Here is a 21,311-nt window from a genome sequence, read left to right as displayed (position 1 = left end):
GTTCTATCTGTGCCCCTTTCCCCCCTTGTGTGGCTACCCCCCACAAATGTTTTATTTTTTGCTTCTGTTGTTGGTGTGCCACCTCGTCAAGATTCCACATAACAACTATCCGCTCTAGGGCACGCTCTTTATCTGCGTTAGGCGACCCATTCGCTGACCGGCGCGTTGGCCTCGTCGAGCGGCTGGCAGGTGACGTCGACCAGTGACGGTCCGTCATGGGCGATGGCCTCGGCGAGCGCGCCGCGCAGGGCAGGTGGATTCTCAACCGACCAGGCCTTCAACCCGAAGCCTTCGGCGACCCTCGCGTGGTCGGTGCGGCTGAAGCTGGTGGCGAAGAAGCGGGCGTCATAGCGATGGCGCTGGCCGGCGCGGATCCATCCATAGTGCGCGTTGGCGACCACGACCAGTGTGACGGGCAGGTTGAGCCGCACCATGGTCTCCATCTCGCCCGCCGCCATGCCGAAGCTGCCGTCACCCATGACCGCGACGCACGGCACGTCGGGCCGCGCCGTCTGCGCGCCGATGATCGCCGGCAGAGCGTAGCCGAGGGCGCCGTGAGCGCGGTTCGAGATCAGGTGCCGTCCCGCGCGCGGCAGGGTGTAGTAGGCGGAAAAGTAGGGGCACGGTGTGCCCGGGTCGACCACGACGACACCGTCATCGGGCATGACGGCGCGCAGATCGGCGACCAGACGTTCAGGCCGGATCGGTGTCGCGTCGGCCTGGGCCAGCATGTCGAAGGCCGCGAACTTCGCCCGCCTGGCCTCCGCCACGATCGCCTGTGCGCCGGTCTCAGCGGTTGGCCCAGCGAGCTCGACCAGAAGCGCCTCAAGGATCAGCCTGACATCGCCGACGATCGCGGCATCCGGCTCATAGGTCGCGCCGATCACGGCGGGGTCGATATCGATCTGGACGATCTTGGCCTCGCCCGCCGCCGGGTATTGCCACCGTTCCGTCGTCACCGAACCGGCGCGGCAGGTAACGAAGACGACGAGGTCTGCCTGCTCGACGACCGCACGGGTCTCCGGCGTGCCACCGTTCGACCCGACGACGCCCAATGCCAGCGGATGGGTCTCCGCGATGGCGCCCTGGCCGGTGATGGTGGTGGCAACCGGCGCATCGAGGCGTTCGGCAAGCGACTGCAAGACGTCTTCAGCGCCGGATGTGACGACACCGCCGCCGCAGATGAAGATCGGCATCCGGGCGTCGGCGAGCAGGCTGGCGGTCCGCGCGATGGCGCGCAGATCACCCATCGGCCGTTCGGCCGGCACACGGCCGAAGGTCGGATCGCCGGCGACGTCGCCATCATCAACGGGGTCGCGCTGAACGTCGAAGGGCAGGCCCAGGTGCACCGCACCGGGCTTGCCGGACGTCGCTTCCTTAAACGCACGGCACAGGGTCGCGGGTATCTCGGCGGCGCGGTCGATGACATCGTTGTATTTGGTAATCGGAGCGAACAGCGCCTTTTGATCAAGCTCTGTCAGAGTGAACTTACCGCGTCCGCTGACCGCGATATCCGTCGTCATGGCGATCAACGGCACGGACGAGTCATTGGCTTCCGCGACGCCTGGCAGGATATAGGTCGCGCCGCCGCCGGACGGTCCCTCGCAGATGCCGACCCGGTTGGTCAGGCGCGCGTAGGCATCCGCCATATAGGCGGCATGGCGTTCGTCGCGGGTCAGGATGTGCGTGATGCCATGGTCAAGACGCGCCAGCGAATCGTAGAGTGGCAGGCTGGTATCGCCACACAGGCCGAAGACGTGCTGGACGCCATGGTGTTGCATAAGGCGCACGACAGCGTCGGCGCCGGTCATCCGGTTATCAAGATCGGGCACGGGCAAACTCAAACTGGGGAAAGGACGAGGTCGGCAAGGGTATCCGTGTCGCCATTCGACGTGCCTAGGGCATTGACGGCCCGATCAATAGCTTCGGCACGCTCCGCGCCGGTGATCGGCGCGGCGAGCGCGTGAAACTTCTGCTTCATAAAGGCATCGTCGAATGGATCGTCGGGATCGCCGTTGGCGGCGACAAGGTCGGTGGCGAAGCTCTGGCCATCGCGCAGTGTCACCTTGGCGCGGGCCAGCCGTTCGGCTGGGAAGCGGGCGTTGCAGGCATCGTCCTCACTCAGCCTGACCGCATCGCTGATTCTGGCAACCACGGGGTCGGTCAGCCCATCGCCGGTGATCTCGGCGGTGCCCAGCGTGCCCTTGACCAAGGCTGACGCGACCGGGAAGGGCAGGCTGTATTGCGCCTGCTCCGTATCGGCGGGGTGGCGCATGGCGAGCCGTGTCGCCTCGTGGAACGTCGCGACCTCGATCACGTCGATCGTCTCGGCATCGATACTGTGGTCGCGCTGCAGCTGCAGCGTCGCTTCGACCGCCGGCTGCGCCCAGCGGCAGACTGGGTAAGGTTTGACGTACTGATCGGTCATGTACCAGGTCGCGCCCAGATCGGACCATAGGTGGGCGAGATCGTCTGCCTCGGTGGTGATGGCTGGCGCGCCGGTGAAACCGTCAGCCGCCAGATAGGCGGACGAAACGCCGGCCATGGCGCCCCAGCCGGAGCCATCCTTCAGCATGGTCGGGTGATCGATGCAGCGCATCATCTGGCTGCGCGGCCCGTGGTATTCGGCGATGCCCAGCGCGTGGCGCGTCTTCTCGCGGTCGAGACCCATAAGGCGCGCGCCGAGCGCGGCGATGGCGACGCAGGTCCAGGCGCCGGAGGTATGGTAGTCGGGCACGCTGGCATGAAGCGCGATACCGGCCCGCGTGCCGATCTCATAACCCAGCACGAAGCAGGTCAGGAACTCGCGGTCGTCCATGGCGAAACCGTCGTCGTGATAGGCCAGAAGCGCCGGTAACACCGCGACGCCGATATGTCCCTTGGTGTCGCGCATGCCGTCATGGGCGTCGATCGCATCGATCGTCATGCCGCCGGCCAATGCCGCGCCGGCCGGGCTCGCCCGCCGGCCATCGAACAGCAGCCGGGCCGACGATCCACCGAACATCCGAACGGCGTGGTCGTGGATAATCCGCGACAATGGCGTCGCGCGCCCGCTCGCCGAAACGCCGATCAGGTCCAGCAGATGACGCCGCGCGGCGTGCACCACGTTTTCGGGCAAATCGTCAAAGGCAAGCTCGTGGGCGAAGGCCGGAACGTCAAAGGACGCTGCCGTTTCGAGTTGGGTCGCCATGGTCGCCAGGGCCTCCTTCAGGCGCTCTCAGTGTGACATCACAGTGCCGTGGTGTCTTGCTCGCCGGAACCGTACCCCGTCCTATGGCTGCGTCAATGGGCGAGACAGTGTTGAAGGCGATGGCCGCATCAGTCTTCTGGAATGAGACGGCTCTGCTGCTCTAGAACGCGCGCATCACAAGCACGGGTTGGCCACGGGAAGACGCGGCACCGAAAGTAGCTCGTCGATTGCCTCGGTGTGCCCTTCTTCACCCATTGCGGCGACGCGATTGATCATGTGCAGGAAATGAGGATTCTCGCATGCTTGTTCGGTGCCGGATTGGGCAAACCAGACTTCCTCCTGTGCCTGCCAATTTGCCTTGAACGCAACCAGGTCGTCATCTGACATCGGTACAAGCCAATTCTCCTGCATGAACGCCTCGATACGGTCGACCCCTGTCCTGAGTAACGTTAGTTGGTCTTGGTACCCAGCCGCATCACATCGCTCTGCATAGAAGACAGTTGTCGCATAGATCAGCCACGCACATTGTACAGCGCCAAGACCGCTCGCATCCCTGGACCACACTCGATAGTTATCGCCGTCGCGAATTTCGTCGACAATGACCGGGCCAGGCAGCCTGAAACGTCTGGTCTCCGCGCCTTCATCCGACGTCAGGTACTCAACCTCGACATCGGGCCGGTCGAGCAGCACGTCGTAGGCAGTTCCCCACTCGTCTGCGCTGGCGTCATGCACGAGGATTGTGAAGGCAAGCAAGGCCGCACCGGTGTGCGCGAGTCTCATGTCATGTCTCCAACAGTGGCCACGTGACCTCGGTCAGTAGGCCTACCTGTTCAGTAGAATGGGCATGTAACTCTAGATGCTTTCATGATGTCGGAATTTCATCTTGTGATTGCTGTCACGTGCGTATACGAATTTCTCAGTCAGGTCAGGCGGCGATGCACTGCAGCCGGATTCACCCACGATACCGTTGCGACTTTGGAGAGATGTTGGTCTAGCCCAGATCCGTCAGGAATAGGCGTAGCCATCCGGCACATCGTCGAGGTTCTCTCCGGCTAGATAATCGGCGATGGCCGCGCGCATCGAAGCGACATCGCTGCGGTCATAGTGGCCGGGATAGACTGCCGTTGCCGGCAGGGCCGCCATGCGCGCCAGCGAGTCGCGGAAGGCCGAGCGGTCGGCGTCGTCGCTGACATCGGCCGGTTCCCCGTCATAGACGTAACCGTCGTTCCAGATGAATGCTTCGCCGGAAAAGAAGACACCGGTCGCCTCTTCAAACAACCCGCTCGCGCCAGCCGTGACACCCGGCAGATGCAGCACGTCGAACTGTCGGTCGCCCAGGTCGATCCGGTCGCCTTCCTCCAGAAGCCGGGTCGGTGTTGATGCGGGCATGACATAAGTGGCGGGGTCGAAGCCGTTGTGGGGCAGGGCGCGAAACGCGCCGCCCAGATAACGCTCCGCCGCGGTGTTGTGGCGCGTCGGATCGGTAACCCTGGAAGCGTCCGCACGGTGGATCAGCCGTTCGTCGAACTGGTGAAGGCCGCCCGCATGGTCGTAGTAACCGAGCGAGGCGAAGGCCAAAACCGGCTTGTCGGTGACGCTGTCGACAAACAGCCGCAGCGACCGGACGCCCAGCCCTGTCTCTACAAGCAGGCAGCGTTCCGAGCCCTCGACCAACCAAATGTTGCCGCCACCGTAGCCGTGGACATGGACTTCGCGAATGCGCCGCACGCCGTTCTCGTCGCTATCCTCGATGGCGAACCATGTGTCGTCGGCGACCGGCAGGTCACCTTTTGCCGGGATTGGCTCCATGATGACCTCCGTCTGTAAGGTCCAGCACACGTTTTGAGCAATCTCCTCTTGGGACGCGACCGTGACAACTGTGTCAACGGAAGTCAATTGAAGCAGGGCAATCGGCCTCAATCGATGGCAATGTTAAGGCGCATCGGACATTCCGTCGCCGGCAACACCGCACGACCGTTCGCCAGATCGAAGTCCAGGGTGGTGTCACCGAGTTTGGCGCGTGCAGGCCTTGCTCCGCCGTCGACCGCAAGCTCGACCCAGCGGCCGTTGTCACCAGCAGGAACGAAAACCGAGCATTCAGTTGCCGTCAGGTGCAGATGGTGCAGTCGGCCCGCGACGTTCGTGGTGAATGTCACGCCATTCTCAGCCTTCACCGTCAACGCATCCCCAGTGACTTCCACCGTTGCCTCGCCGGCCGGCGTCAGCATCGGTCCCATTCGGTAGGATTCGCCGTCGCGCCGCGTCACGGTCCAACCCTGCCATGGGTTGACGTCGGAGAGCTCGGCGGTGGCGACGTAGGCCATGAGCGCGCCCCAGGTGTAGAAGAGGTCGGTGTCCGGCTGGTCGTCGGCCTGGCCCGAGGTGCCGTTGAAGTTCTCGCCGCAGATGCGGGCGCGTTCCCAGTTGGCCATGAAGATGCGGTAACTGGAGTCGGCGACCTCGCGCGCGGCATCGTCGAGTCCGTAGCGGCGCAGGCCGTAATAGGTCAGGAAATTGAGCGGCGGCCAGGTGCGCCCGCGCCAGTAGACGTTGTCGTGGAATGCCGGGTCGTCGCGGGTCACGGCCGGCAGCATGTGATCGCCATGGAAGGCGTCGCGGTTCATGAGCCAGTCGTCGACCATCTTCCGGGCCTGTTCGGCGGTCGCCGCGCCGCAGACCAGCGGGAAGAAGCTGGTCGGCGCGATCGAATCGGTGAACTTGCCGGACCACAGGCGGTTGGCGAAGACCTGGCGGTCGTCGTCCCACAGCTGATCGCGGATGCGTTCCTTGAGGCCGGTCGTCAAGCGGTCCAGGCGGTCGGCGTCGTCCAGGTGGCCGAGCGCGCGGGCGATGTGGGCGAGGGTCTCGCCGTCCAGCGCAACGAAGCTGTTGAGCGCGACGTCCTCGCAATCGAGCGTATGGACGTCTTCCATCAAGGTCGCTTCGTCGTGGATCGGCGAGTTGTCCATCATGGACTCGTCCTTGGCCGCGAGTTTGGTGCCGCGATAGAGGCCGGTGCCGACGGGCGAGGTGCCGAACTCCAGAAGGCCGTTCTTGTTGCCGTCACGCTCGCGCCACCACCAGTCGTGATTGCTCTTCAGGACCGGCCAGGCGTCTTCAAGGAAACGGCGGTCGCCGGTTCTGAGGTAGTGGCACCATGTGGTGAAGCCGACGACGGGCGGCTGGGAACGGTCGACCCAACTGTCGTTGCCGGTCAGGAGACAGGGCAGGTTGCCGGCCTCCGCGACGCCGTCGAACACGGCCTTCTGGTTCTCGTGGCCGAGATTGGCGTCGAACAGGCCGCCCATCATGCCGTGATAGACGACGTCGTTGAGCCAGACGCCCCAGCCGCCGAACTTCTGGGCGACCCAGTTGCGACTGAGCGAGGTGTACGGGCGTTTGTTATGGATATCGAAGACCGTGTTCCATGCAACGCAGTCGCGCACCGCATCCAGCGCACCGGCGAACTGGCCGGTGTGGTGCGCGGGCATGGGTTCTGGCTGTGGCACCTTCAGTGCGTCGATGAGTTTGGCCGAGGCTTCTTTGCGGGTCGGCGCATGGGTCAGCGCGACCTCGAACTCCGCCATTTCCTCGAGATTGTAGCGCAGCACACCGAGCGGACCGCTGGTGCCGCGTGAGGCCAGGTAGAAGTAACCGTTTTCTTCGTACTCCTGCTTCAGGTCGTCGAAACTGCCGTGGAAGGTCGCCATGAGAGGAAAGCGTGGACCGCGCACGACGATGTCGCCATGGCCGGTCCACAGCGCCATCTCGGTCGAGTCGGGGTCGTAGGACCAGATGTGTTCGCCGTCATGCGCATGCTCGTCGCGCCACAGGCAGACCAGCAGCCAGAATCGGAGGCCCCATTCGCCGAACGCCAGCGTCTTCCAGCCGATCTTCAGAACGTCATCGTCGTCCTTCGATAGGCGCACAGCGAGTTTGGTGCCCGCGTGCTCGATATCCAGCGTGATGTCGGTGGCATCGACCGTGCGCGGTCCCAGCGTCACGCCGTTGCGGTGACCGGGCGGCAGCCGCGTGAACGTGCCGGCGGCATCGGAGTAGGCGGCGAGCCCGACATGCACGCCGCTTGGCAGATGCACGAGCTCGGCCGGATAGACGGCATCCCACGTGTTCCAGGCGCGATGGTCGGGAACGGACCGTTCGCTCATGACACCGTCCAGTGGCCGAGGACCTCGTCGGTCGTGCCGATCTCAATCTGGTCCTCGAAACGGCGGTAGACATGTTCCATGGTCGCCGCGTGGGAGGCGGGGTTGGAGCTACTGACTGCATCGGATGGGATGATGACGCGGTAGCCGAAGTCCATCGCGTCCATCACCGTGCCGAGCACGCAGACGTCGGTCTCGACGCCCGTACAAATGACGGTCCGGCAGCCCATGTCATCCAGCATCGTGCGGAACGCCTCAGTCTTGAAGATCGAATAGGTCGGTTTGTCGGCGACCAGTGCCGGCGGCACGTAACGGGTGAGAGCGTCGACCACGTCGATCATGGTGGCGTCCATCACCGCCGTGGTCACGCTGGTCCATCTTTCGTAATAGACGCGCCAGTGGCCTTCCGCGTCATCGGCGTGCTCCGGTGTTGTGAAGCGCGTGAAGATGGAGCGTGACGGCGCATGCTCGGTCAACCGCACGATCTGCGGCAGGATCTCGGGGATGGCCGGCGTATGCCAGTCGGTCTCCTCGGCGAACAAGCGCTGGACGTCGACACAAACGTGAACGGCATCCGGCCCGATCGGTTTGACTTGTTGTTTCATTCAACGACCACGGTGTGTTCGGGCGACCAGGTCAGGCTGACTGATTCGCCGGGCTGATAGAGACTGGTTTCGCGGTTTTGTTGGAAGACGCGGAACTCCTGGCTGCCGGCCTCGACAAGGTAGGTCACGCTGCTGCCGGAATAGACGGCCTGGCGCACGGTGCCAGTCAGCGCGTTCATGGTGCCGGGCGCCGGGTCGCCGGCGCTGACATGGAACTTCTCGGGCCTGACGGCGAGTGTCACCGCGGCTCCCGCCACGGGCAGGGCGCCGCTTGTGCGGATGGTGCCGAACGGCGTTTGGCCGACTTCACCTTGGCCGACGCTTTTGCCTTCGATGAAGTTCGCATCGCCCAGAAAACTTGCGGCGAAGCGGGTTCGCGGGTGCTCATAGATATCGTCGGGCTCGCCGACCTGGACCAGCTTGCCTTCATTGATAATCGCGATCCGGTCGGCCAGCGTCAGGGCTTCCTCCTGATCATGCGTCACAAAGATGGTCGTGATGCCGACCTTGCGCTGGATCTGTCGCAACTCGATCTGCATGTCCTGGCGCAGGCGTTTGTCGAGCGCGCCGAGAGGTTCATCGAGCAACAGGACCTTGGGATCGGTGACCAACGCGCGCGCCAGCGCGATGCGCTGCTGCTGGCCGCCGGAGAGCTGGCGCGGTTTGCGCTCTTCCATGCCGGCAAGCTGCACCAGCTCCAGCATCTGGCGCACACGATCGGCGATCTCGCTTTTCGAGACGCTGCGCACGGACAGGCCAAACGCGACGTTGTCGTACACGGTCATGTGCGGGAAGAGCGCGTAGTTCTGGAACACCATGCCGATGTTGCGTCGGTGCGCCGGGATATGCTCGACCGAAACGCCGTCGATGGTGATCTCGCCGCTATCCGGTTCGACGAAGCCGGCGATCGCGCGCAACAACGTCGTCTTGCCGCTGCCGCTTGGTCCCAGCAGGGCATAGAACGAGCCGTCGGGGAAGTTCAGCGAGACGTCGTCGAGTGCCGCGACATCGCCGTAGAACTTGTTGACTCCTTTGGCGTCGACCGCGCTCATCGCTCACCGCCGAAGCGCGAGAAACGCGCGAACAGGAGAAGCAGGCCCATCGAGATGAAGATAACGATGGTCGATATGGCATTGACCTCCGGTGTGAAACCCTTGCGAATCGCCGAATAGATCTCGACCGGCAGGGTCGAGACGCCGGGCGGCGCCAGGAAGTATGAGATGACGAACTGATCGAATGACACGGCGAACGCGAACAGCGATGCCGCGACGATGCCGGGCGCCATCAGCGGCACGCTGACGCGCAGGAACCGTTGCAGCGGTGTCGCGCCCAGGCTGGCCGCGGCCTCCTCCAGTTCAGGGCCGAAGCTGGCGAGGCGGGCGCCGACCACAACGATGACATAGGGCAGAGAGAGCGCGACATGGCCCAGCAGCATGGCGTGCAGGCCGCGCCCGATGCCGGTCCAGAAGAACATGATCAGCATCGATGTGCCGATGATGAGCCAGGGAATCGTGATGGGCGGGAACAGCAAGAGCTGCAGGATAGTGCGGCCCCGGAAGCGGTAGCGTGCGAAAGCGAAGGCGGCCATCGTGCCCAGCGTCGTCGCGATCACGGTGTTGGCAAGCGCGACCCATAGGCTGTTCAGGCCGGCGGTGATCAGTCGGTCATTGCCCGACAGCTCCACATACCACTTGAAGGTGCCGCGTATCGGCAGTTCGTAGAGCACGGACTCGTTAAAGCTCATCAACGCCAGCACGAAGATCGGCAGGTAGAGGAAGATCAGCACCAGCACCAGAAACGACCGGCCGACCCAGTCCCATGTTCGCGCCTTGAGCCTCATGCCGCCCTCAGATTGTTGCGCAGCAGCGGATAGGAGACACCGAGGATGATCAGCACGATCGCGAGCAGCACGAAGGAGAGTGCCGCGCCGAGCGGCCAGTTAAAGACCACCGTGAACTGATCCTCGATCACCGTGCCCAGCATGGTGCCCTGGCGGCCGCCCAGAATGCGCGGTTCGAAGAACGAGCCGATCACCGGCACGAAGATCAGGATGGCGCCGGCCGCCAGCCCCGGCACGGCAAGCGGTAGAATGATGCGCCGCAGGATGGTGAAGGCCGAGGCGCCCAGGCTGCGCGCGGCCTCGATCAAGCTATCGTCGATCGCTTGCAGCGACAGATAACAGGTCAGGATCATGTATGGCAGGTAGGAATGGACCAGGCCGATGATGATGGCGTTATAGGAATCGGCCAGATCCAGCACCGGCAGGCCTGGCGCGACGAAATGGATGGCGCTGTCGAGGATGCCCTCCGGCCGCAGGACGATGGTCCAGGAGAAGACGCGCACCAGGGCGTTGCTCCAGAACGGCAACACGACCAGGAGAAAGAGCGCCTCGCGCCACCGACCGGGGACGCGCTTGGCCAGTACATAAGCGGTCGGAAAGCCGATCAGAATACAGATCAGCGTGACGTGTACGCCCATCATCAACGAACGCCATGTCAGGTCGTGCAGATAGGCCTTTTCGAAGAACGCGCCGTAGTTCTCAAACGTCAGCTCAGGCTGCCGGTTGCCGAACGGGGCATCCGTCAGGAAGCTGAAATAGAGCATGGCCGAGAGCGGCAAGAAGATGGTCAGCGTCAACCACAGATAGGCGGGCGCGGTCAGTCCGAAAACGGCCCAGCGTCGACGCGTATCAACTCTCACGTTCCCGCCGCCCCCTCAGCGCATCAGGAAAAGAAGGGGAGAGGGCGCTGCCCTCTCCCTCATCACCGCCTTTACTCGGCGTAGTACGCCTTGGTCTCCTGCCAGAGTTCCAGGAACTCTTCGCGCTTGCCGTCGCTTAGCGGCGCCATGAACTGAAGGTTCTTGGTTGCTTCGGGATCGCCCAAAACCTGCCGGTTAAAGGCGTCTTCGGGCAGCTGGTTCATGGCAACGCCGTTGGCGGAGGCGGGCGCGCCGACTTCGGTGTCCCAGCGCACGTAGTGTTCCGGGCTCACCATGAAATCGATAAACTGGTAGGCGCCGTCCGGATTGGGCGCGTCGGTCGCGATCGACAAGCCGTCGAGCCAGCTGATGGCGCCTTCTTCGGGGATCAGGAAGCCAATCGGCAGGCCGAACGCCTTGGCGCTGCGCGAGGCCGAACCCGACCAGTAGATCGCAACGTCGAAGGAGTCAGCGCTGAACTCCTTGTTCCACTCGTCCTCCGACGACCAGAAGGTGCGAATCTGGGGCTTAAGCTCACGAAGCTTCTGGCGAATGGACTCCATATCCTGGGGATCGTTCATGTTCTGACCGGTCGCGAGCGCCGCCAGGTAGACGTTCTCCACCGCGTCATCGCGGATGCCGACACGGCCTGCATAGGCGGGATCCCACAGGATGTCGATCGAGTTACCGGGGTCGACTTCGTCGGTGTCATAGGCGATCGATGTGACGCCCCAAGTCCAGGCGATGCCATAGAGCTCGCCGTCATAGGTGAACTCCGTCGCGTCACGCAGGCCCGGCGACAAATCGGCGAAGTTGCTGATCTTTGAGGAATCCATCGGCTGGATCAGACCTTCCTCGGCCGCCTGCTGGGTGAACGCGCTGTTGATCAAGACGACGTCATAGGCGCCGGGACTGGTCCTGAGCTTGGTCAGCATCTCCTGTTCGGAGTTGAAGTTGTCGTGGACGACGGTAAGACCTGTCTGCTCCTCGAACATCTCGACCGCCCAGGCTTCGTCGGTACCATAACCCTGCCAGTTCAGGACCCGGACCTCATCGGCCATGGCGTTGGCACCGGCCAGGCTTGCCCCGGCAAACGCGGCGGCGACAAGCAGGTTTTTCAAACGTGCCATGCGACACTCCTCCCTTGGTGAAGCCGGCGCTGCCGCCGGCCAAGACATTGGCTGGCGCACCGAGGCCACGAGTGTCCTGCCCAGCCGGTTGCTCAACCAGGCCGCATCGCGTTTTCGGTGCCTGATGGGACGGTTACATGGTGGTTTCAGCGAGTCAACGCGAGGCCGTGGCAAGGCAGCACGCAATGCTCATCGTGAAGGCCTTGACCGCCGCGCCTCGCGCCGGAATGCTCACGGTCGATGACCTCAGGAAAACCACCTCAAGATCAGCAACCGTCCGGGTCCGGCCTTGTTGGATGTGGCGCCCAGCGTATCGGGTTTGCTGTAAGGTTCCGGGTATGAGCAACACCTTCGATCAGGTCGCCCGCTACCTGATGCCGTTCACCGACGCGGACCAGGCGTTGAACCGCGTTCGGGAGATTTATGACGCGGGTGTCGACGACGTCCGCCGTCGCTTCGCCGGCTATCTTGCCGGGGACGCCGAGGAACCGGGTGAGGCGCCCTGTTACCCCTATGCCGGGATCGTCATTGATCAGGCGGATATCCATCGTGGCAGTGAGCGTTCCTTCGGTATTCTGCGTGGCGCCGGTGCGTTCGGGACGACGCTGACGCGGCCCGATCTCTTCAATGGCTACTACCGCGAGCAGTTCGAGCTGCTCATCACCAACTACGAGCGGCCGATCTGGATCGGACGCAGCATGCAGCCGATACCGCTGCCCTTCGTCATAGAGGAGGCGACCGCCGACCTGACGGCGGAGCGGGTGCGTGACCTGAACAGCCGCTTTCATATGCCGGACTTGTCGCGCATCGACGACACGGTCGCCAATGGCACACACACGGCACCGCCGGGTCATCCCGAGCCGCTTTCGCTGTTCACGGCGTCGCGGGTGGATTTCTCCTTGCTTCGCCTGCGCCACTATACCGCGACGTCGCCGGAGCACTTCCAAAGTTTCGTGATGTTCACGAACTATCAGCGCTACGTCGACCGGTTCATCGCCTATGGCCGCCAACAGGTCAGTGAAGGCGGCGACTACACGGCGTTTGTCGAGCCGGGCAACGTGATCCATCCGAATCCGAAGCTCAGCGCCGACTCACCATCGGGCGAGGCGCCGCCACATCTGCCACAGATGCCGGCCTACCATCTGGTCCGCGAAGACGGCGACGGCATCACGCTGGTCAACATCGGCGTGGGACCGTCGAATGCCAAGACCATCACCGATCACGTCGCCGTTCTAAGACCCCATTGCTGGCTGATGGTCGGCCATTGCGGCGGCCTGCGGCTGACCCAGCGTCTGGGAGACTATGTCCTGGCCCATGCCTATGTGCGCAGCGATAACGTGCTGGACGAGGATCTGCCCGGCTGGGTGCCGGTGCCGCCGATCGCCGAAATCCAGATCGCGCTAACCGCCGCGGTGTCGAGTGTCACCGGGCTCGAACGCCACGAACTCAAGACACGGCTGCGCACCGGCACGGTGGTCACGACCGACGATCGCGATTGGGAGCTGCGCCATCACGAGCTCGCGACACGCTTCAACCAGTCGCGCGCTATCGCCATCGACATGGAATCGGCGACCATCGCCGCCAATGGTTTCCGATTGCGCGTGCCCTACGGCACCTTGCTGTGTGTCTCTGACAAGCCGCTTCACGGCGAAATCAAACTGCCCGGTATGGCCGATGCGTTCTATCGCGAGCGGATCAGCCAGCACCTGCAGATCGGTATCGCGACCCTGACCAGCCTGCGCGAAGCCGGCGTCGAGTCATTGCATTCGCGCAAGCTGCGCAGCTTCGACGAACCGGCATTTCGTTAGAGGTCTCGCTGGCGCCGGACCTAATAATCTCGCAACAGCGAACCGAAGCCTTCGACTTGGTCGTTGAGACCGGCAAGACGCAGCGCGTGCCAGGAGATCGCCTGGTTGCTGGCGACGACCGGCTTACCGAGGTCGCGTTCGAGCTGGTCGATAATGCCGGCGGCACGCATGCCGGTGCATGAGATGAAGAGCGCATCCGCGTCGCCAGCACTGCCTATATCCAGTGCCGCCGCGCGGATCGAGTCCGGTGTCACGCGGCAGATATCGTGGTCGGTCTCCTGCTTGAACGCCGCGCAGGCAACGATCTCGAAGCCCTGGCCCTCGATGAAGGCCGCCAGGCGCTCGTTCACCTCGTCAATATAGGGGGTGATGACGGCGAGGCGTTTGGCGCCAAGTGCCTTCAGGCCGGTCAGGCTTGCGGTGATCGGGTTGGTCACGGCTGCCTTTGGCTGGGCCTGATGGATCAGTTCTGCAACACGGTCCGGGCCAATGGTCATGGCACCAGACGTGCAGCCATAGGCTATGACGTCCAGATCCTCGCCGGGCATGATAAGTTCCGTCGTCGCGGCAAGGTGGTCGGCCATGGCGCCCAGGGTCGCGAGGTCGACGCGCGGGGCGAACGGAATGCGGGTGCTGTAAATGCCGACACCAGGCAACGGCAGGTAGGTGCGCATTTCGCCTTCGATCACCGGGTCGGTCACCAGTGTGATAAGTCCGATTGTCGCCCGCGCAGCGCTGCGTTCCATATGGTCGCAAGGCAAGGTCCGCCACGCTTCGTGCGGGGAAGCGGGTGTCACGTCATGAAGGGCTTTGGCCATAGATTGTCTCCCGGCGGGTGTCCGTACACCGCGTCGGGGCAGCATAGCACCGATCAGTTGCCGCCGTCGAAACTGTAGCTGTCCATGTCGAAGCGCGGCTGGCCGGTGGCCGAGGTCAGACCGCCATCGGCGACTAGGGTCGTGCCGTTGACGAAGCTTGCGTCGTCTGATGCCAGGAAAAGAATGCCGGCGGCGCATTCCTCCGGCGTGCCGACGCGTCCGAGCGGATTCGATTTGTTGTAGGTCTCGCGCATGCCTGGATCGCTTTCGAGCGAGCCGAGCATGCGTTCTGTACCGATCGGGCCGGGGCAGATCGCGTTGGCACGGATGCCGTAGCGGCCGACCTCCCAGGCAAGACATTCTGTGAGGTTGATGATCGAGGCCTTCGCCGCGTTGTAGGTCGCCCAACCGGGATCACCGCGCAGGCCGGAGATCGATGCCATGTTGACGATGGCGCCACCGCCGGTGGTCTTCATCCGGTTGACCGCTTCACGGCAACAGATGACCGTCGACAAGACATTGAGACGCCACAGCCGTTCCCAGTCCGCGCTCTCCAGGTTCTCGATCAGGCCGAACATGCTGTTGCCGGCGATGTGGAGTGACACGTCGAGGCGGCCGGCGTCGTCATCGATCTGTCGGAACAGCCGTTCGAGGTCGTGTTCGACCATGACATCGGCGACAACGGCGGTAACTTCGTGGCCGGCCTCGGACAACGTCCCGGCCACCGCTTTCACGTCGTCCGGCTTGAAGTCGGCGGCGAAGACCTTGGCGCCCTCGCGGGCCAGGCGTTCGACGCAGGCCTTGCCAATCCCATTGCCGCCGCCCGTTACGAGAGCGACCTTGCCGTCAAATCGAGCCATCATCTCATCCCCTCTCAGGCGCGCGCCAGCTTGCGCTCGGGATCGAAAAAGGGCAACGCGACGACATCCGCCTGGCATGCGCCGTCGGCTGTCTCCACGGTGACCCGGTTGCCGATCTCGCACGCGGGCGACACCAGCATGGCAAGCGCGATGCTGGCCTCGACGCTCGGCCCCCAGATCGCGCTGCTGATCAGGCCGGCCTCGCTGCCGTCGGCCATCACGCGATCGCCGGATTTGGCGACCGTTTCGCCATCCAGCTTCAGGCCGGCAACACGACGGCTCGGGCCGGATTGTCGCAACGGTTCCAACGCCTCGCGCCCGACGAAGTCGCGCGACCAGTCGAGCATGCGCTCCCAGCCCAGCTCGAACGGGCTGGTGGTCCAGTCGATCTCGGCGCCGATGTTGAGGATCGCCGCCTCCATGCGTCGGATGTTCATCGCCTGGCTGCCGCACAGCACCATGCCCAGGGGCTCGCCTATCGCGCGCAGGCCCTGGTAGACGTCGAGCGCCTGACCGACATCGACATGAATGTCGTAGCCGAGCTCGGCGGTGAAGCCGGTGCGCGTTACCACCGTCTCAACGCCACACACCCGCCCTTCGCGCATGGTGAACCAGGGCATGGCGTCGAGGTCGATATCGCTGACCTGTCTCAGGATGTCGCGCGATTGCGGACCCTGGATGGCGCACAGATGAATTTGATCGAGATAGGAGCGGACGGCCACATCGAGCCCGGTCGCGTTTGCGGCGAGCCAGACTTCGGCCGGACCGGGACCGCCGACCCACCAATATCGGTTCTCGTCGAACATGGAGAGCACGCCGTCCTCGACCACGCCGCCATGCGGATAGAGCAAGAAGGCAAAGAGGCTCTTGCCCGGCTTGAGTGGGTCGAGCTTGCGCGGCACGGTGCGTTCGATCAAGCGTCTGGCATCGGGGCCCGTGATCTCAACGACCTCCTCACCGGTGACGTCCCACAGACCGGCGACGCGGCGCATCGACCGATACTCCTCGAGCGAGTTGGTGAAGACATCGGGTTTCAGATAGGTGTTGTGGACCTTGAAATCCGTTGTCAGTTCACTGATGACCGGCCAGAACGCCGTGCGTTTCAGCCCATCCTTCAGCCGGTTGGCGCGTGGCGTGAAGGGCGGTCCGTCAATCACCAGGTTGACGTTGGTGCGCTCCAGCATGGGGACTATCCGTTAAAAGTTGACGTAGCGGGTCGCCGCGTGGGGTTCCAGCAATCGCGTGTGCTGGGCGATCGCGTCCGGGGAGAGATCGCTTTCCGGTGGATCCTCAAGCCGCAGATTGCCCGTGTGCTTGCCGCGCACCAGCATGGCGGAGACCGGTGGGCCCGCCGTATAGTGGATCGCGCCGGGCAGATACCGGATGCACATGCCGACACGCGGCCGCGTCGTCGTGTTGGGACCGGAGCCGTGGGCGAGCAGGGCGTGATGCAGCGACATCTCGCCGGGTTTCAAAATGTCATTCACGGTCACCCAGTCCTTCAGGTCGATCTTCACCGTCTGGCCGTGCGACAGCATGTTGTCGGAGGCATAGGTGTTTTCGTGATCGACCAGATCGAGCCGATGGGTGCCCAACGCGAACTGCATGCAGCCGTTCTCGAGGGTCGCATCGGTGAGCGCGAACCAGGCGGTGACAATGTCGCGCGGCTCGAGATACCAGTAGCCGGCATCCTGGTGCCAGGAGATGTGCCGGCTTTCACCGGGCACCTTGCGCCAAACGTCGGCGCTCATGACCAGGATGTCCGGCCCGACGATGCGCTCGACATGGTCGAGGATACGGGGATCACGGACCAGCCGGTCCATCCAGGTGAACAGCAGATAGGACTTGTAGTACCAGGGGTGTTTGACCGCTTCGACGTCGGCGTCGCTGACTGCGTCGAGCTGCGCCAGCAGGGTCGCGGCTTCGTCTTCCGGAATGGCGCGGATCGGTCCGACGCAGCCCAACTCGTTATAGGAATCGAATGTCATCGTCGGAACGTAGCTCATGGTCTCGTCACCGTTGCGATTCGCGCCAAGTGTGGTCTATGTACGTCAGCAAGATAATGCCGCCACAAGGTGGTTCGGCTTTCCTTTATCAGCATAAAATTGCGCATGATTGGCGACCTCATTAACTATCTGCCAAGCCTCTCCAAAGTCTTGGTATAGTCTTGTGTATCTTGCTGATTTCTTAGCATAATCGTGCGACACGAAGAAGCCTGAACCGCGCCCAGAGACGGGCGGTCGACAACCAAGAGGTCATGCACATGGGCAAGTTCTACTTCGACGATGATGCCGATCTGACTCTGCTCGACGGCAAGACCGTCGCCATCATCGGCTACGGCAATCAGGGCCGGTCCCAGGCGCTCAATATGAAGGACAGCGGTGTCAATGTCGTTGTCGGCAATATTGAGGACGAGTACGCAGAGACGGCGCGGGCCGACGGCTGGGATCTCCAGACCATCGAAGATGCCGCGGCGGCCGGTGACGTCCTGATGATGCTGACGTCGGACGACAGCCAGCCGGAGGTCTATGAGAACTGGGTGAAGAAGAGCCTGAAGCCGGGCGATGTCATGAGTTTCGCCCACGGCTTCAACATCCACTATGGCGAGATCACGCCGTCACTCGAGATCGACGTGGTGATGGTGGCGCCGCGCATGCTGGGCGAAGGCGTGCGCGCGACGTTCCTGGAGGGCAGGGGGTTCCCCAGCCTGATCGCCGTCGCCCAGGACGCCAGCAGCAATGGTATGGCGATGTGCCTGGCGATCTCCAAGGCGATCGGCTCGACCAAGATGGGCGTGCTCGAGTCCAGCTTCGAGGAAGAGGTGCTGATTGACCTCTTCGAGGAACACCAGCCCGGCCTCTACGCGCTGCGCTGCATGTACGAGGCGCTGGTCGAGGCCGGCTGCTCGCCCGAGGCGGTCATGCTTGACCTCTATGCCTCCGGTGAAGGCGTCAAGTTCGCCGAGTACGGCCGCGACCTCGGCGCCTTCGAGAGGATGAAACGTACGTCGGTCACCGCCCAGTTCGGTCACCTCGTCTGGTCGAAGCAGTACTTCGACCACGACAAGACCATGGATGGCATGCGCGAGATGCTCGCCAACATCAAGGACGGCAGCTTCATCAGGGCGCTGAAGGCAGAAAAGGAAAAGAACCAGAAGGCGATCGAAGAAGTCTGGAAGGACAACAACGCGCACGAACTCATCGAGAAGGAGCACACGCTCTATCAGCTTCTCGGCCGCCGCCCCAAGGACGCGCCTCCGCCGGGCGACGAGACCTGATAAGACGGTTCGGGCTGTGACCCATCGTTATCGCCTGGGCATCGACATCGGCGGAACGTTCACCGATCTGCATGCGATGGACGAGGCGACCGGCGCGCTCTATGCGCTGAAGACGCCGTCGACGAAGGGCGACCCGTCAGACGCGGTCGCCGCCGGTATCGAGGAACTGCGCGAACGGTTCGCGATCGAGCCGGGCGATATCGCCTACTTCTCCCACGGTACGACCTTGGCCGTGAACACGCTGCTGGAGCGCAACGGCGCCAGGGGCGGCGTTCTGATGACCAAGGGTTTCACCGATACGTTGGAGCTGCGCCGCCTGCGGCTTTCCAAGGCAAACGACTTCTTCGTGCCGAAGCCGGTGTCGCTTGTCCCGCGCCGCCGCGTCAGACCGGTCGACGAGCGGATGCGCGCCGACGGTCGTGTCCTGAGGGCGATCCGGCGCGAGGATGTGGAGGCTGAGGTCAAGGCTCTTGTCGCTGACGGTATCGAGACGCTGGCCGTCTGTTTCCTGCACGCCCATCAGAACCCGGCCCATGAACAGGCGGCGAAGGCCTGGATCGCGGAGAGCTTCCCCGACCTCTACGTTTGCACCTCCTCGGAAATCTGGCCGCAGCAGCGCGAGTACGAGCGGACGCTGATCAGCGTCATCAACGCCTATGTCGGCGGGCGCATGAAGGCCTATTTCAACACGTTGGAAGAACGCACCGCCGATCTGGGAATGACCTGCCGGGTCTTCTCGACCAAGTCGAACGGCGGCGTCATGAGTGTGGCGAGCGCGGCCGACCGGCCGGTGGAAACGCTGTTGTCGGGTCCGGCGTCAGGGGTCATCGGCGCGGCCTATATCGGCCGGCTGATGGGCGAGCCCAATCTCGTCACCATCGACATGGGCGGTACCAGCGTCGATGTCTCGATCGTGCAGAACGAGATCCGCTATGCGACTGAAAACACAATCGGCGACTATCCCGTCATCATGCCGGCGGTCGACGTGTCGGCCATCGGCGCCGGCGGCGGGTCGATTGCCTGGACCGACGCCGAAGGCGTGTTGAAGGTCGGTCCGGAAAGCGCCGGCGCCGATCCCGGCCCCGCCTGTTACGGGCGCGGCGGCACGCGGCCGGCGGTGACCGATGCATACCTCACCGCCGGCATCATCGCGCCCGACAAGTTCCTGGGCGGTGAGATGGCCTTGGATGTCGCCGCTGCCCACAAGGTGGTTGACGAAATCGGCGGTGTCCTGGGTCTCGGTCGGCGCGAAACCGCCGACGCTATCCTGCAGGTCACGACCTCCAACATCTATGCGGAGCTGGTACCGCAGATCGCGCGGCGCGGTGTCGATGCCGGCGATCTCTCTTTGATCGCCTATGGCGCGGCCGGACCGACCCACAGCTTCATGCTGGCGCGCGAGCTTGATCTGCGCCGGGTCATCGTGCCGCCGTCGCCAGGCATCTTGTGCGCACTAGGCTGCCTGGTTGCCGATATGCGCGCCGACTTCGTGCAGAGCATCTGGGACGAGGCCGACGACATGGCGGATGCGGAGATCCAGGCGATCTATGCGGCGCTGGAGGAAAGGGCGCGCACCTGGCTCGATGAACAGCAGGTCGATCTCGATCAGGTCTATCTGCTGCGCTCCGTCGATGCGTGTTTTGTCGGCCAGTCCTATGAGGTCAACGTGCCTTTCCCCGATACCGCCAATGGCGATCTGACGACGGCCAACGTGGTCGAGTGGTTCCACGACCGCTACGCCAAAGTCTATGGCTACAGCGATACCGACAGTCCGACGCGTCTTTTGGAGGCGCGCCTGCAGATCGTCGGTGTGACGCCGAAACCCGAGGTTCGGCTCGTCGCCAGCCAAATGGACGAGAGCGACGAGGCCCATGACCGCCGGACGATTTTCGAGAGGGACCGCGAGGTCGAAGCGGCGATATGGCGACGCGGCAGTCTGCGTGAAGGGCGCGACTACCTGGGCCCCATGGTGGTCGAGCAATACGACACGACAATCTATATTCCCGACGGTTTCCGTGTCACCGTGGACCAGTGGGCGAACCTGATCGGCGAGAAGATCTGATGCCGACCGACAAGATCCGGCTCGAAATCCTGAGCAACCGCTTCCAGGCCGTGGTCGACGAGATGGCCCAGGTCGTCTCGCGTACAGCCCACACGGTGTTCGTCAAGGAAACCCAGGACTATGGCTCCGTCCTGGTCTCGCGCGGGGGCGAAGTGTTCGCCGCGCCGCGCCGCTATGGCGTCCTGATGATGATTGGCATGCCGATGGAGGCGGCCATTGCCGCAAGCGGCGACGATATCCGTGACGGCGACATCTTCATCGGCAACGACCCCGTCACGACCCGGGGCATGGCAACCCATCTTTCCGACGTCTATCTGTGGAAGCCGATCTTCGTCGACGGCGAGCTCCTGTGCTGGGCGTGGACCTTCATCCATGTCTCCGATATCGGCGGCCGGGTGCCCGGGTCGATCGCGCCGTCGAGCCACGAGGTCTATCAGGAAGGCCTCAGGATCACGCCGCAGAAGCTCTATAGCGCCGGTGAATTGAACCAGCCGCTGCTCGACATGATCCGCGCCAACTGCCGCACGCCCGACCAGAACTGGGGCGACATGAAAGCATGTCTGGCCGGCCTGGCGACGGCGGAGAACCGTGTTCGTGACCTCGCGCGCCAGTACGGCTACGACACCATCGACCGCACCATCGACCAGGTGCTCGACTATGCGGAGACGCAGGCGCGGCGGGTTATCGAGCATGTGCCC

The 21,311-nt window shown here is 63.5% G+C and carries 18 protein-coding genes; 4 read left to right on the top strand and 14 right to left on the bottom strand.

Features of this window, described 5'->3' with window-relative positions; all coding sequences use genetic code 11:
* Positions 1-137 precede the first annotated feature (137 nt).
* The 10 genes from AAF563_22955 to AAF563_22910 form a co-directional block, all read right to left on the bottom strand.
* Positions 138-1,811 carry a thiamine pyrophosphate-binding protein gene (locus AAF563_22955; GenBank protein ID MEM7124156.1) on the bottom strand — a complete coding sequence of 558 codons (1,674 nt, stop codon included), beginning with the start codon at positions 1,809-1,811 and terminating at the stop codon, positions 138-140.
* Positions 1,812-1,840: 29 nt separating this feature from the next.
* Complete coding sequence (locus tag AAF563_22950; protein ID MEM7124155.1) at positions 1,841-3,190, bottom strand: MmgE/PrpD family protein; 1,350 nt, start codon at positions 3,188-3,190, stop codon at positions 1,841-1,843.
* Between the two features lie 174 nt (positions 3,191-3,364).
* Positions 3,365-3,970, bottom strand: coding sequence for a hypothetical protein (locus AAF563_22945; protein MEM7124154.1), 606 nt, complete (start codon positions 3,968-3,970; stop codon positions 3,365-3,367).
* 225 nt (positions 3,971-4,195) lie between these two features.
* Entirely contained in the window at positions 4,196-4,999 is an 804-nt protein-coding gene (locus tag AAF563_22940) for an MBL fold metallo-hydrolase (GenBank protein MEM7124153.1), read from the bottom strand.
* A gap of 107 nt (positions 5,000-5,106) precedes the next feature.
* The gene (locus AAF563_22935; GenBank protein MEM7124152.1) at positions 5,107-7,356 is read right to left on the bottom strand and encodes a trehalase family glycosidase; all 2,250 of its coding nucleotides are present in this window, start codon (positions 7,354-7,356) and stop codon (positions 5,107-5,109) included.
* Positions 7,353-7,958 (bottom strand): isochorismatase family cysteine hydrolase, encoded by a 606-nt coding sequence (locus tag AAF563_22930; GenBank protein ID MEM7124151.1) that lies wholly within the window; start codon positions 7,956-7,958, stop codon positions 7,353-7,355. The genes AAF563_22935 and AAF563_22930 overlap by 4 nt, the downstream gene beginning before the upstream one ends.
* On the bottom strand, positions 7,955-9,010 hold the full coding sequence (locus tag AAF563_22925) for an ABC transporter ATP-binding protein (protein MEM7124150.1): 1,056 nt from the start codon (positions 9,008-9,010) through the stop codon (positions 7,955-7,957). The genes AAF563_22930 and AAF563_22925 overlap by 4 nt, the downstream gene beginning before the upstream one ends.
* Positions 9,007-9,798, bottom strand: a complete 792-nt coding sequence (locus AAF563_22920) for an ABC transporter permease (protein MEM7124149.1) — start codon at positions 9,796-9,798, stop codon at positions 9,007-9,009. Before AAF563_22920 ends, AAF563_22925 begins: the two co-directional genes overlap by 4 nt.
* Positions 9,795-10,658: an ABC transporter permease gene (locus AAF563_22915; GenBank protein MEM7124148.1), complete on the bottom strand. Its 864-nt coding sequence runs from the start codon at positions 10,656-10,658 to the stop codon at positions 9,795-9,797. Before AAF563_22915 ends, AAF563_22920 begins: the two co-directional genes overlap by 4 nt.
* A gap of 71 nt (positions 10,659-10,729) precedes the next feature.
* Positions 10,730-11,788, bottom strand: coding sequence for an extracellular solute-binding protein (locus AAF563_22910; protein MEM7124147.1), 1,059 nt, complete (start codon positions 11,786-11,788; stop codon positions 10,730-10,732).
* 338 nt (positions 11,789-12,126) lie between these two features.
* On the opposite strand from AAF563_22910, the gene AAF563_22905 reads away from it, so the two are divergent.
* Positions 12,127-13,596, top strand: coding sequence for an AMP nucleosidase (locus tag AAF563_22905; protein MEM7124146.1), 1,470 nt, complete (start codon positions 12,127-12,129; stop codon positions 13,594-13,596).
* 20 nt (positions 13,597-13,616) lie between these two features.
* Here AAF563_22905 and AAF563_22900 read toward each other — a convergent pair whose 3' ends face one another.
* The 4 genes from AAF563_22900 to AAF563_22885 are packed head-to-tail and all read right to left on the bottom strand — an operon-like array spanning position 13,617 to position 17,280.
* Positions 13,617-14,414, bottom strand: a complete 798-nt coding sequence (locus tag AAF563_22900) for an Asp/Glu racemase (protein ID MEM7124145.1) — start codon at positions 14,412-14,414, stop codon at positions 13,617-13,619.
* 53 nt (positions 14,415-14,467) lie between these two features.
* Complete coding sequence (locus tag AAF563_22895) at positions 14,468-15,277, bottom strand: SDR family oxidoreductase (GenBank protein ID MEM7124144.1); 810 nt, start codon at positions 15,275-15,277, stop codon at positions 14,468-14,470.
* An 11-nt stretch (positions 15,278-15,288) separates the two neighbouring features.
* On the bottom strand, positions 15,289-16,458 hold the full coding sequence (locus tag AAF563_22890) for an aminomethyltransferase family protein (protein ID MEM7124143.1): 1,170 nt from the start codon (positions 16,456-16,458) through the stop codon (positions 15,289-15,291).
* A 12-nt stretch (positions 16,459-16,470) separates the two neighbouring features.
* Positions 16,471-17,280, bottom strand: a complete 810-nt coding sequence (locus AAF563_22885) for a phytanoyl-CoA dioxygenase family protein (GenBank protein ID MEM7124142.1) — start codon at positions 17,278-17,280, stop codon at positions 16,471-16,473.
* Positions 17,281-17,489: 209 nt separating this feature from the next.
* Between AAF563_22885 and ilvC the strand changes: the two genes are divergently transcribed.
* The 3 genes from ilvC to AAF563_22870 form a co-directional block, all read left to right on the top strand.
* Complete coding sequence (ilvC, locus tag AAF563_22880; GenBank protein ID MEM7124141.1) at positions 17,490-18,551, top strand: ketol-acid reductoisomerase; 1,062 nt, start codon at positions 17,490-17,492, stop codon at positions 18,549-18,551.
* Positions 18,552-18,567: 16 nt separating this feature from the next.
* Complete coding sequence (locus AAF563_22875) at positions 18,568-20,613, top strand: hydantoinase/oxoprolinase family protein (GenBank protein MEM7124140.1); 2,046 nt, start codon at positions 18,568-18,570, stop codon at positions 20,611-20,613.
* Positions 20,613-21,311: hydantoinase B/oxoprolinase family protein (locus tag AAF563_22870; protein MEM7124139.1), on the top strand; the 699-nt coding region annotated here is incomplete at its 3' end. The genes AAF563_22875 and AAF563_22870, both read left to right, overlap by 1 nt.

The organism is Pseudomonadota bacterium, from assembly GCA_039028155.1.
GTDB lineage: Bacteria > Pseudomonadota > Alphaproteobacteria > SP197 > SP197 > JANQGO01.
This window is presented reverse-complemented; position numbering and strand designations above follow the sequence as displayed.